Source organism: Paenibacillus sp. FSL R5-0623 (genome assembly GCF_037974265.1).
Taxonomy (GTDB): Bacteria; Bacillota; Bacilli; order Paenibacillales; family Paenibacillaceae; genus Paenibacillus.
Window position 1 is genome coordinate 5,947,222 of sequence record NZ_CP150233.1, and the last position, 12,928, is coordinate 5,960,149.

Consider the following 12,928-nt stretch of genomic DNA (forward strand, 5'->3'; position numbering starts at 1 on the left):
TCTTATAAAGAAGATTTTGGTGTTTTGCCGATACCCCACAGCATTACGATGATGATAATAAAGGCAATCAGTGCGAGTAGTGGAATGGTGATGAAACCAAACCAGTTCAAATAGTCGGTATAACACGGAACCTTGCCACAAGCTACGGCATTACCTGTAGCCGAAAAAATACGCTGGATTGTTACATGATATAACGAAATGCCACCACCCACAAAACTAAGTGGGAGTACGTATTTCGTGATGCCCACGTCATCCTTAAAGTAGGCAATGCCCAGCAAAATGGTTAGTGGATACATGAATATACGCTGGTACCAGCACAAATCACATGGTAGATATCCCTTGATCTCACTGAAATAGAGACTCCCCCCTGTTGCAATAACGGAAACGGCCCAAGCCACAAATAACCGGGTATCCACATTTCTCGCTGGACGCTCCGATTTTGATGATGTACTCATTCCTCTGTCCCCCTCTTCATTTTGCTTATACCAAATGATCATACATCATTCTAGACTCCATCGGCTATTCCAGCTGTTATGTAGGTCATTACTCGATGATTATACCAAATATTTGAACTTTTGGGTTCATTCATGGTCACATTGAATATGTCCATCCTGCTCCATACCTTTGGTCCTTGCGTACGTATTGCCCCAGTCGCACATCGTGTTCAAGACCGGAACGAAGGATCGTCCGAGATCAGTTAAACTATATTCTACTTTTGGCGGGACTTCCTTGAATATTTCCCTATGAACGAGGCCATCGCTCTCCAACTGTTTCAATTGGTCTGTTAAGACCTTTTGTGTGATTCCAGGTATCAGTTCATAGAATTCCTTGGTTCGCACCGATTGTTGGCTCAGAAAAAAAAGGATAAGACACTTCCACTTCCCCCCAGCGATATCCATGAAAATATTTATTCCGGTATTATATTTAACCAATGTGCCGTCCCTCCTCAATAGATACTTTAAAGTGGCTATACCACCTTTTTGTGCGTTATTTTCGTATTTGTTATTGCCTACTATAATTCAAGGGAGCTCTAAATAACAACGATGGAGATGATTTTGTGAGTGTACAAACCATTTTGGAAAAACGACGTTCCGTTCGTCATTTTGATTCAAATTATACGATAAGCCCAGTGATTCTGACATCGCTCATTGAATCTGCAAGCAAGTCACCGAATGGGAATAATATTCAAGCCACCCGGTACCTAATTATTGATGATCCCGACTTGCGGAGCACATTGCTGCCTATAGCTTTTAATCAACAACAGGTGATGGATGCTTCAGCATTGATAGTCATGTTGGGGGATTATCAGGCATTTGAGCAAGATAACATCATCAACATTCACGAAGAAGGCTTTCAGTCGGGCTATTTTGATGCATCACTCCGAGATTATCTGGCGAATGCGGCAATACAATACTATGCAAATAAATCGGATGAAGAGCTCAAGGTGGAGTTAACCCGAGATGTAAGCCTAGCATCGATGTCATTCATTCTACTCGCTAATGAGGCTGGTTTCGAAACCATCACGATGTCAGGTTATGATTCCGCTCAATTAAAAGCCAGCCTGAATATTTCCGATAGATACTTGGATGTCATGCTGATCGCAGTTGGCAAAGGTATTAAAAATGGACATCAAACGGTACGTCATCCTGTGCATAAAATTATGTATCGCAATACAATAACTTCCTTAGGATAACAAAAAGAAGCTGCCGTATGGGTATGGGGCAGCTTCTTTTTAATTCATTTCGTATTAAACTCTTCTTATTACATGGATTTGGTCAACGTAATGGAACCATCTTTTTGTGCCCATTTCACGTCCCAGTTCAGAAGTTCAGCAATGAAACGCAGAGGTACTTGAGTACGTCCATCTTTGTTTACAAATACCGTTGAACCCACGTTTTTCTTCACGTCGTTGACTTCCATAACGTTGTTGTTCACCCAGAATTCAAGGATATCATCGCCAGCCATTACCGTTACTTGTTGTGCTTTTTTGTCCCATTTCACTTTTGCGCCAATACCTTCACTCAGGAAACGCAATGGAATGTAGGTTGTGTTTTTCCAAAGCACCGGTGTAGTATCCATGTTGGTTGTTTTGTCGTTAATTTTCAGCATTTTGCTGTTCAGTTGCATCCACACCGTTGTCATTTCTGGCGCTGGTGCAGGTGTTGCTGGCTCTTGGAATTTGTCGTTGAATTGAGTCACGATGGCGTTACCAAGGGCTTGACCTACACCAAACATCACTTTGAAACCTTCACGATTTGTTGTGTACGAAGCATCATAGTTCCCTGCTGCATATTGATTCAATACGTTTTGCACTTGATTTTCATGTGTTGTCAGCGCTTCTTGTCCTGCTGCCTTTGGCAGATTGCCAGCTGTTGCTGAATCCAGGAATGTAGCGAATTCTGTTATAAATCCATCAATACGTTTCTCTACTGCCGCACGAGCCGCAGCATCGTTGTTTTTAACAGCTTTTACATAATCGCTTTGTGCATTAACGTGGTTCGTTACCCAAATTTTCTCGAAAGCATTGGCACCATCGTTACCGTAAACGGAAGCAATCGCTGCTTTGAAGTCAGCTGTGTTCCCAGCTTCAGCAGTAATCAATGCGTTGGAAGCGGCTGTACGTCCATCAAATTCCTCTTGCATTTGCAGAGCCGAAAGCGCAAAGTGTTCGGAAGCCAAGTGGTTGAGTGCAGATCTCAGATCAGCTGCTTTTGTATCCGCTTTGGTATTTTCGAATTTCTCAGGCATTTGTGCCGTAATTGCTGTGGAGAGTGCCTTACTTACGTCGAACATTTCTTTGAAACCTTCACGGTAAGCCTTGTATGCATCAGCGTAATCTCCAGCTACATACTCATCAAATACTTTTTGCACGAGATCTTCATGCACTTGCAGAGCCTGTTTGGCTGCTGCTTTTGGCAACTTGCCTTCGGTAGCTGTGCTCAGAAATGTGGAGAACTCATCCACAAAACCGTTGATGTTTGCCTGTGCTTGTTTGATCCCAGCCTGGTTGCCCATTTTGGTTGCTTTCACCAGATCATCTGTGTATTTGTTATGAGCGCGGAAGATGCGTTCGAATTCTTTGGCACCTGCGTCACCGTATAGGGAAGCAATCGCTGGTTGCATATCCAGTGCATTCTGGTCGAGTGCTTTGTAGGCTGCATCTGCATCTTTTGTTCCGTCATATGCTTTGGCCATTGCGGTTACTGCGAGTGCAAAGTGCTCGGACAACAGGTGGTCCAGGTTTGCTCTCAGGTCAGCCGCAGGTGTGTTCACGGATGCTTTCATCATGGTCATTGGTGTCTGTGGTGCGGCAGCTGCTCCAGCGATCCCCGGCATCAACAGTGTCAAGCTAAGTACAGGTGCGATAAACTTCTTCATCTTCATTTTCATTACGTGTTCACTCCTCGATTATGTTGTGTGTATAATTTCTTTCCTCGTCGTTGTCTTCATAGGGTGTAACGCAGGGTTCTCTATTCTGGATCACTCTGTGGGCAAAAAAAATTCACAGCTTTCAGTGAAGAAAGCTACGAACTCCTGTTGTATCAAGGTTTTTTTGAAATAAAAAAATATAAAATTGTAGTAATCTTTCCGATCCAAGACTACATACATACTGTAATATAGACACTTCATTTTCCTTTATTTCTCAACCAAAGCTTACATCAAAGGTTATCCTGAAGTACAATAAGGACATATCATATTATTCGCGAAGGAGGTCCATTCATGACCTGGTTGCCTTATGTTTTAATTGTGGGTATCGCCTTGTTTGGAGGTATTGCTACCATGATCATCGGAAATTCCAAAGCCAATCAGACCAGCAACCCCGAATATGACCGCCGCACAAAGCAAAACCTAAGCAAACTTTCCTATGTATACGTTGGTGCGATTGTCCTTGGTTTTGGCGGACTAATCCTCTATCTTTTTAACTAAAATGTTTCGATTCGGCAAAGAATACGTTCAAACACACCAAGCAGCTTCAGTTTTCGTTCTACATATCCAATGGTTGAGGGGCCATCTCCCCTCTCCCTGATTACTACCAAAAATCCGCGTAACATCCATACTTGTAACTGTTCGTAAAGCTGCCTCCTGTTAAAATCAGCATTCTCCTGCACATAACCATCTTCAAAGTCAGCCATAATCTTTCCAAGTTCTTGCCTATGTGTTGACGAGGGAATTGTAGAAGTCAGTACAGCTGCCAGATCGAAATGATGATCGTCCATTCTTACTTCACCGAAATCAATAATGTAGATGGACTCTTTTGTAAACAACAAATTCCACATGCCCAGATCCCCATGAATGACTGAATGGTTCGTCTTGCGAAATTTCAGACACTCCTCTGTAAGCTGCGCTAACATACGAATTTGTTCGGATGAAGAGGCTAACACTACATTGGAAACCTCACGCCATAATTGAGATAACTCGAAACGATCTTCCATACCAGCAACCTTAAGATGATTCGTCATACGATGAAAAAGACCGACCACCTGACCTAACCGAACAAAGTCAATGTTACTTTGGGAACGTGGAAGCAAATCCTCTATGTAGATCTGCAAATTATAAATCTCATCATTATATGTAATATACGGCATCCTGTATTTTGTCTGTACCATGGATGGCGAAATATTTACTGATGCCAATGCCTGAACCATTTCATACTCAATCCACGCCTGTTGTTCGTCCCTCAATTTACGTAAAACGAATTTACCTTGTGTAGACTCAATCAACATGGCTTTAGAACTATTACCGTGTTCTATAGCTTTAAATCCTACAATATTACCAATATCATAATGATCTCCTACGTAATGAAAATTTGTCACGCCTTCACCTCATTTCCTGATCCTAAGCGATCTATTCAACAGACAGATGCCAGTCTCCTGTTTATATACACATGTTTACAAGTTGGAGATAATTCAGAATTATTCTGGATATGTTCGGGGTTTAATATAAAGCCATAAGGGACAGCGAGCCCATTAAACAAAACTAACCCCCAACTTGAAGGAGAGATATATGATGAAAAAAAACATGAAGAAATCCGTAGCAACGATGATGGTACTGGGCATGACTTTAACAGGAGCAACGGGTGTATTCGCCGGAACACAGCTGGAGAAAATCTCTGCATACCTTAACCATGGAATTAGCTTCAATGTCGATGGCGCGGCTTACTCACCAACGGATGGCAATGGCAACAAACTTGCGCCAATTACTTATAACAACTCTACTTATCTGCCCGTACGAGCGCTTGCTGATGCACTGCATGTGCCTGTATCCTATGACGGCAAAAAAGGACAGGTCATGATCGGCCAAGCTACCAGCAATCCATCAGCCTTGACGAATGTAACGTATAGCGCTGCACAAAAAGCGGCAATTCAAAAAGCTTTTGCACAATTCGATGGGTTTGAAACAGCTTATGCCCCTCAGCAGATGATCGCAGGTGACACGTTCAAAAGTGTAGGTGCGGGTGGCGATGGTGTCAGCTTTATTTTTAGCCATATGAAAGTGGATGTATCTCCAAGAGATTATTCGGACGGTTATACGAGCAAAGACGTGAAACTGTCCAATGGTATAATCGCCAAATGGTACACACCAGATCAAACGGGCATGCTTACGTTCCAACTGGATGATCGCTATGTTACCCTTAGCTCCCCGGATCATAAGCTGAGCCAAACTCAGTTGCAACAAGTCGCTGTCTCTGTTCAAAAGTCTAACAGCAACAATGATCAAGGGATCACTGCATTCGCTGATGTGAACTATAGCAAACAACAATTGGATAACATGCGTAAGGCATTTGCGAAGTTTGACGGATTCACCACTGCTTATGCCCCACAACATATGGTTGCTGGAGATACGTTCAAAAGCGTAGGTGCAGGCGGCGATGGTGTAAACTTTGTTTTCAATCGTATGAATGTAACGGTATCCCCTAAAGACTACTCGTTCAGCTATGATGGCAAAACAGTAAAACTGCCTAATGGCGTATCAGCCAAATGGTATACACCAGACCAAACGGATATGCTCACGTTCAAGCTGGATGATCGTTATGTAACTATCAGCTCACCGAATAACCAATTGACTCACACTCAACTGGAGCAAATGGCGGTATCTGTACAAAAAGTGAAATAAAAATAAACATACATCATTTCGGTCCCGCTCTATGAGCTGGGGCTGATTTGATGTGTGTTTTGTCCTATGTAAGACACGCTGCACTGATCTGAAAACAAGGCTTTTGTCCAGCTTCATTTTGAAAAAGATGGGGTTATAATGGAATATACATTATCTTATGCAAGAAGAGAAACGGAGTGGACCTCATGAACCAGCGTATTGATCTGTCCCCAGAAGAACTGCAACAACTTGCGGGTGAGTTCAATAAGGCATCCCAGAACGGACATGATATTCTTACCCAACTCAAAACGATGATTGATCAGTCTGAGGGACAGTGGGAAGGGGAACGCCAGCGAGAGTTTCTCGGGCGTATGAATGACAGCATGACAAACATCGGTCATTATTTGCGCGGTTTACAGGAAACCAGCACCAGTCTTCAACAGACAGCGACGCGTTTCCGCGAAACGGATCAGTCACGTTAGGACTGATCCGTTTTTTTTCATTTCCTCATATGTAGAACCGACCTTTACAACTCGGGCTACTTACGCTCCAGTTCCGCCGCAAATGTCTCTTCCTCCTGATCCACATACCCTCTGAAAATGATCTCTTCGATATCTTCATGATTGAATACATACGTATAATCCGGATTGATGTAACCCTCAGGGTATAGACAGCCAATATAATCAAATTGACGGGGTGGTTCTGTCATTAACATCTGCTTGCGTCCATAGATGACAAGCTTCTTGGTGCCTTCTTTTAAACGAATAACAGACCCATTCGGCAGAAACGAAGCTATATTTTTTTCCAAAATGATCGCCCTCCTTAATTATGTCTCTATCCTGCAATTACCCCTCTGATTTGTTCATAACCTGGCGAAGCCAGTAATACCGATGCAAGTCCATAATGAAGTGAAACACGACAAAGGCCAGCATAATGTATACACACATCAGCACAACAGCCACAGTCTGTTGCGTAACAAAGGCCAGTGAAATATTGGCCAGAAGATATGCTCCGCCCGTAATCATCGTTAATGTGGCAACAGGCATACCCGGGCTTTTATCCCCTTTTTTCCGCTGAGGGGGCTGCCGTAGCTTACGCAAACGAAACTTCACGTATTGAAACAAGGCAAAACCATATACTGCAAATGATCCAATGGCGTACCAAGGTGTCGTCAGAGCAAGTGTCCCGTAGGCAAATTTCTGTATAATCACCATAAATCCCACAGAACAAACGATGCCAAATACCCCTCGGAACAATACATAATTCAGTTGGAGTCTGCGTGGGGCAGCAATAAGGGCAATCGCCCATATATTCATAAAGACTAGCGGTGGCACGAGAATATACGCATACATAGATTGGAACGGGACACTGAACACGGGAATGAGCAGAAATACGTTAAGAAAAAACAGAACCAGCGTACCTACACTCAGTCGAATACCATCTGCCGCATAGATGACCAGATAGTTCTCAAATGTTTCCCTTGGGTAAGGAGTGCCTTCATACATTGTAGAAACAACGACGTCACGGGCCGAGGGTTTTGAACGTTTTTTGTTCGCCATTTATTTAAACCACCCCGCCACTGTGGACCAGGCTTTCTTCGCACCATGCTTAACAACATCCTTCACCGAATCATCCTTCCCGTCACCGTCCAAATCCATATTCATCGTAACCCCTTCAGCTAGGTAAGTCAGACCTACGGAAACGCCCAACCCCACTGCACCTACTGCAAGCACAGGTGCCGCCGCAGGCAAGATGGCCGCAGTCAACAGCGTTGCACCTACCGTTGTTGCACCGCCTACGACAACATTCCCAATGATATCACCAGCAATTTTGTCACTGCCCGCGTTCTGATTGATGTTCTCTTGGGTATCTGTAAACACGTCTATTCCCACACTTGCCCAGCCAAGCTTGTCTGTCAAGGCCGATTTTACGGCATAACCAGGCTTGATCATAGAAGCTACTTCTTTAATCTGAGGAGTAGCCGTTCCATTGGCAATTTTGGCTTCGATATCACGCACATAATGGATTTTGTAATCCCTTGGTCTGCCGTTCGCAGCCTTATTGTCTTTAACTGAATCATAGCTCTCACGGACTAGAACGCGAGGAGAATTCCGATCCAATTGAGCCTTGATCATATAACCGTTCTTCACGCGATAACCCAATCTGGCAACTGCCGCTGCTCCTGTCAATGTTCCTACCGTGCTCCCAGGGCCATCAAAAGGAGCGAGTGGATTGATACCCGTAAGCCCAAATGTCCCCCCTGACTGATCCTCCTGTTCCATCTTCTCACGGGTTGTCTTTACATATGCAGCCAGCTGCTGCATGCTCTGTCCAGCCGTCTGAAACCGCTGCTGATGTGTCTGGTACAGACCAATAATCGTCTGTCGATTCCCCGACTGCCAAGCAGCTCCCTGAATGGCATGTTGGAGAAGACTGTCCACCTGTTGCAGTTGTGCCGTCACCTGTTCAATCTGCTGTGCGAGTGAATTCAGATAGTCTGACTTCATGACAATTTTGGTCAACTGGATTCCCCCTTAGTTTACATATATGTATGAATCATATCGGACTTAAACTCCGGACAGTACGGATAATGAACGCGTCGTTAGCAGAAACAGGCTTTGCACTAGTTCTTCTTCCGTTATCTTGAAAGCTGTAAATAGACCATTCTCTTCCCCCTCAAGGAACAACCAATTACCGTGGATACTACCTATAAAATAAATGGTTTGCGGCTGTCCTTCCTGTCCTCGGGTGTACACTTCATACTGCCCCCACTTCTCCAGCGTGGCAAAGCCTTTAGCCAATGTCTGCATCAAAGCCTGATCCAGATGCCGATCCTCTTGCAAGATAGATTCGAACATCTCCAGTGCTGAATCGACCGCCAACGCAGACAGACGCTGCAACGTTTCTACCTGCATGGGTGTACGAATTGTATCCTGTGATTGAGGGTTTACATTGGAAGCTAATGGATCAGGTAGTTCAATCCGATTCCCAATGACCTGAAACATTTTTTCGAATTCGTCAAAAGAAGTGAGTAGCGCCTGATCTTGTGCAGGTTCCCAGACCCACTCAACCAACTGCATGCCTGACAAAAATCCATAGGTCACCGATGATTTCCCATCTGTTGCACGCAAATCTAGTCTGGTTATTGCACTACTGAGCTTACAGCCTGTAAGCAGGTTGTATATTTGCGGGTCTATGGTGATCTGTTGATTGTCCAATTCAATAATACCTTCTTCAACAAGACCTGTGAGAATTTGTTCATAGCTATGCTTGGCCTGTTCACCCTGTAATGAAGGGTCTTTCAGATCCATGAGAAGCTGATCCGCTTCCGGAATATTCATCAGTTGGAACAACAACAAGGCCTCCCGGCCGCAACACTGAAACGATGTATATGAAGGCAAAGTCATTCCCCTTTTCCATGCTGTCAATTTAAAGACGTTGGCGAAAGATTCTATTCTTTTATTGTAAAAGGAACCTTGGCTGGGCTCAATGCGCCCCCACTCCTGATATTAAGCCATTAGGCCTGATTATATTTACCCAAAAAAATGAAAAAGGCACAGCAAAAATGATGCTGTACCGGAACTGCTTATTTTCTTTAGAATTTATTTTTATCAAATGGTTCTGGAAGCTTTAAGGAGTACACCATCGTTGATTTTCCTTCGTTCACGGGAACAATCACGTTAAGCACACCATCTTGTAACATGTTTTCCGGAATTTTGGCTGTGCTAAATCCCCACTTCCTTTCAGGTATGTCCGTTAAAGATACTTTCCCGATCACCGAAGTGTAGTCTGGATTGGTGAACAGCAACTCTGTAATTGAATCTTTAGAGGAGGAAATGGTCAATGTTCGATCAAAATTCAGCACTACACCATCAATTCGGTCTGGCACAGCTGATTCCATCGGCCTAGTATTTACCGGATCTAATTGGTAACTGTCCCCTACCCGATCCATCCATCGTGCTCTTGCATGAAAAGGAAGAATTTTGGAATCCATGGCTAGATCAGTTCCCTTTTCTTCATCGCTCATGCTTAATTGTTTGTTGTACCTGCTTCCTTTTGTCTCCGATACTTTGAGCCCCAAGTCCTTACTCCACTGACCTAAAGGAATAAAGGTCTGATTGTATAGCGTCAACAATTGTTTTGAAGGTTGATTTACACTGGAAGAACGCTGTCCACGAGTGAAGGTGATCCGATCCTTGCCGAGATTATATTGAATATGAAATGCTTTAGTGAATACTTCTAAAGGAACATAATGCTGCCCTTCCATATAGAAGGTGGGCTGTCCTTTATACTCCAATACACCCTGATCAGACTTAATGGCTACAGGCTCCATGGGGAAAAAGATAGTAGAGAACTGAAAGGAATTCCAGTAATTTTTCCAGTCAATGTACGTACCATAATTCAATTTAAGATGTTTATTTTCTGAAATAACATATAAGGATGGCGGGTAAGAGCCTGGATTGGAAAAATACTGTTCAATAATATACTCATCCTCAGTAATCCACTGAATACTTTCGGTACGAGCACGATAAGGAGAATCATAGGAACGAATCCGCTTAAGGGTCTTCAGATCATAAACTTGTACCTTGGACGACTCCATTTTACTATCCAGACCGTTCTCTGTGACCAGAACCAATGTTTTTCTTTCGGGCGAGATAAATGAATGCACATAGCCTACTCGCTCTTTAATCAGTGTGGTTTTTTTACCATTCTTGGTTACAACCACGGTCCAGTCTGATTTCCGATCCCTCGTGTTACCTTGAGAAACATTTAGATGAACATCTGCACTTACCTGAAAAGCTTTAGTAGACAAGCCTGTATTCTGGTCAGGCTTCATCCACAAGTCGCTTACTTTGGCCTTTTTCCCCTTTATACCGCCATATTCAAGATAGTGGCAATCTAAAGTATCTGTGCAATACACCCCAAAATTACGGGTTTGTGGAATTGGTGATACCACATATTTGGTATCTGTAAAATCCCTTTCCAACAAAATATTTCCGCGAGTGTATATTTTTTTTCCTGTGACCATGGAATAGTAGTTGGATTTATGTACGTTTTTCTCGTAAATCGTATAATATATTCCGATTTGAGGTTCCAAGTAGATACGGTTTTCACCCTCATGGACCTTGCGAAGTGTGTTCGAGCTATAGTCATACTCGTACAAAACGTAATAATGCTGCTTATCATCCGTGGCATAATAAGTTATGTATCCTTTTAACCCTGCTGGTGTGTCACTAACAATAGGATCATAATGATGGGAAGTTGTCGTCAGACCGGTATGTATTCTAGGGAGAACAGCTGGATCGGTAAAATGGTACTCATTTTCTTTGAGTTCACCAGTATCAAAACTCGTTCGAAGCGTAGTCACGGTCACCTCCGTGCCTCTGATTGCAAAACGAATGTTATGTTGCACCCGATCTGTGGATGAAATGGATCGCTCTGCGTTCTGAGCGGTTTGAGTTATTGAAGTAGACGCTGAGACTGTGAATTCCGACATGCTAAGTATAAAGATTGAAACTAAACTGACGATGAGCCATTTGGATACTCTGGACATACTTAACTCCTTTTCTGTGTAATAGATTTGGTTGAGACTCGTTAAGTATAGAACTTTTAATCTAAATATTCATTACTTTTTCTTCCACCTTTCGGTCCTAATGAAACATTCCAAAGGACAGAGACGGATATATTCATTTATCTGTCAGCTGCCACCTTAGAATCTACTAAATCTCTTTCTCCATATGGGATGTTACCGCTTACTAGCTGCTTTGATTAATCCATCAAACCTTTAGATCAGCCAAACGAACAACCCTGCGATACATCATCGCATCCATCAAATCCTCCCAATCGAGCTCACTGGCATTAACGTCTCGATAATAGACCGCAGTAGCAGGCAAGAAACCAACCAGCGGCCCTGTACCACCACATATCAGGCTCCCGCCGTCTCCGCCTTTGGGCATCACATCTTCAACCGAATCCAGTGTAAGCTCATACTTGTAGGGATCACCGGCAAATTGCACTCCGAAGAAATTTGGCAGTTCCAGATCATAAGGACAATCATCCATTTCTTCAACTCGTGAAGAGGCCGCCTCTGCCAATCCATCCACAATCTCATCAATGCCTTCCAGACTTCCAAAATGCTTCAATCTCATCGTATAGTCGAAGCTGTCACCCCAGGGAAATAACGTGCGACAACCGCCGCCATAGATATACTCCCATTCGTCTTCGGTCAGCAAACCAAAGCCCGCCGCAGCTTCCTCCCTCAGAACGTCTTCCAGCTCTATTCCTTCGTTAAACCACAGGATTCGAACTTCATCCTCACCTTGGCGAATCAGACGAAATTGTTGATGCAATTCATATTCACGTATTTCCGATTGCTTAAACTGCTCCAGTGCTGACGGGAAATCAGGATTTTCCTGTGCAAATGCTTCCTCCTCAGACACTTCAATCCAGCCAAGAGAGATCAGGTCACATTCAACGAGCATTGGCCCAATATTCACTTCTCTCACAGGTGACATTTGACTCGCCAGAAACGAATCCACGTCCTCCACACCATACTCACTGACCGTTTCATGCAGGTCGGCTGAGGTCTCTTCGTTCATACCATGCTGCCAACGATCCCAGCCGAGTGTTACTTGATCCCCAGGGACAAACACAAATCTCAGCCCATCCTCCGTAAATACACCTGTCTCCATCCGCTGACCGAATCGTTCAAATGTCTCGAGACCCTCATATACCATACCGTCTGGTAACCGACGAACAAGCTTACGCATCATAGCCTCTTTGTCCTGAGCATTCAACGCCTGCCACATGTCTCGTCTCAATGCCTCCACAACTT

At 43.7% G+C, this 12,928-nt stretch carries 14 protein-coding genes; 4 read left to right on the plus strand and 10 right to left on the minus strand.

Annotated features, from left to right (window positions below; genetic code table 11):
• Nucleotides 1–2: 2 nt before the first annotated feature.
• Nucleotides 3–455: a disulfide oxidoreductase gene (locus tag MKY92_RS26220; RefSeq protein ID WP_307542028.1), complete on the minus strand. Its 453-nt coding sequence runs from the start codon at nt 453–455 to the stop codon at nt 3–5.
• A 126-nt stretch (nt 456–581) separates the two neighbouring features.
• The gene (locus MKY92_RS26225; protein WP_307542026.1) at nt 582–932 is read right to left on the minus strand and encodes a winged helix-turn-helix transcriptional regulator; all 351 of its coding nucleotides are present in this window, start codon (nt 930–932) and stop codon (nt 582–584) included.
• Between the two features lie 143 nt (nt 933–1,075).
• On the opposite strand from MKY92_RS26225, the gene MKY92_RS26230 reads away from it, so the two are divergent.
• The gene (locus MKY92_RS26230) at nt 1,076–1,693 is read left to right on the plus strand and encodes a nitroreductase family protein (protein ID WP_307542024.1); all 618 of its coding nucleotides are present in this window, start codon (nt 1,076–1,078) and stop codon (nt 1,691–1,693) included.
• Nucleotides 1,694–1,761: 68 nt separating this feature from the next.
• On the opposite strand, the gene MKY92_RS26235 is transcribed toward MKY92_RS26230, so the two are convergent.
• A complete protein-coding gene (locus MKY92_RS26235) occupies nt 1,762–3,390 on the minus strand; it encodes a copper amine oxidase N-terminal domain-containing protein (protein WP_339298175.1) in 1,629 nt (542 codons plus the stop codon).
• A 330-nt stretch (nt 3,391–3,720) separates the two neighbouring features.
• Here MKY92_RS26235 and MKY92_RS26240 point away from each other — a divergent pair, with 330 nt between their 5' ends.
• Entirely contained in the window at nt 3,721–3,927 is a 207-nt protein-coding gene (locus tag MKY92_RS26240; RefSeq protein WP_017692174.1) for a hypothetical protein, read from the plus strand.
• On the opposite strand, the gene MKY92_RS26245 is transcribed toward MKY92_RS26240, so the two are convergent.
• A complete protein-coding gene (locus MKY92_RS26245) occupies nt 3,924–4,814 on the minus strand; it encodes a phosphotransferase (protein ID WP_339298176.1) in 891 nt (296 codons plus the stop codon). The two genes, MKY92_RS26240 and MKY92_RS26245, sit on opposite strands and share 4 nt — an antisense overlap.
• Nucleotides 4,815–5,004: 190 nt before the next feature.
• Here MKY92_RS26245 and MKY92_RS26250 point away from each other — a divergent pair, with 190 nt between their 5' ends.
• Nucleotides 5,005–6,114: a hypothetical protein gene (locus tag MKY92_RS26250; RefSeq protein WP_339298177.1), complete on the plus strand. Its 1,110-nt coding sequence runs from the start codon at nt 5,005–5,007 to the stop codon at nt 6,112–6,114.
• A 185-nt stretch (nt 6,115–6,299) separates the two neighbouring features.
• The gene (locus MKY92_RS26255) at nt 6,300–6,575 is read left to right on the plus strand and encodes a WXG100 family type VII secretion target (RefSeq protein ID WP_076212874.1); all 276 of its coding nucleotides are present in this window, start codon (nt 6,300–6,302) and stop codon (nt 6,573–6,575) included.
• 56 nt (nt 6,576–6,631) lie between these two features.
• Here the strand turns inward: MKY92_RS26255 and MKY92_RS26260 are convergent, their stop codons facing one another.
• From MKY92_RS26260 to MKY92_RS26285, 6 genes are all read right to left on the minus strand, one after another.
• Nucleotides 6,632–6,901, minus strand: a complete 270-nt coding sequence (locus MKY92_RS26260) for a DUF4176 domain-containing protein (RefSeq protein ID WP_076212877.1) — start codon at nt 6,899–6,901, stop codon at nt 6,632–6,634.
• 37 nt (nt 6,902–6,938) lie between these two features.
• Nucleotides 6,939–7,598, minus strand: a complete 660-nt coding sequence (locus MKY92_RS26265; RefSeq protein ID WP_339301917.1) for a hypothetical protein — start codon at nt 7,596–7,598, stop codon at nt 6,939–6,941.
• 54 nt (nt 7,599–7,652) lie between these two features.
• The gene (locus tag MKY92_RS26270; RefSeq protein ID WP_339298178.1) at nt 7,653–8,615 is read right to left on the minus strand and encodes a hypothetical protein; all 963 of its coding nucleotides are present in this window, start codon (nt 8,613–8,615) and stop codon (nt 7,653–7,655) included.
• Between the two features lie 45 nt (nt 8,616–8,660).
• Nucleotides 8,661–9,446, minus strand: a complete 786-nt coding sequence (locus MKY92_RS26275) for a hypothetical protein (RefSeq protein ID WP_339298179.1) — start codon at nt 9,444–9,446, stop codon at nt 8,661–8,663.
• 242 nt (nt 9,447–9,688) lie between these two features.
• On the minus strand, nt 9,689–11,647 hold the full coding sequence (locus tag MKY92_RS26280) for a hypothetical protein (RefSeq protein WP_339298180.1): 1,959 nt from the start codon (nt 11,645–11,647) through the stop codon (nt 9,689–9,691).
• A 223-nt stretch (nt 11,648–11,870) separates the two neighbouring features.
• On the minus strand, nt 11,871–12,923 hold the full coding sequence (locus MKY92_RS26285; RefSeq protein WP_339298181.1) for a hypothetical protein: 1,053 nt from the start codon (nt 12,921–12,923) through the stop codon (nt 11,871–11,873).
• Nucleotides 12,924–12,928 lie beyond the last annotated feature (5 nt).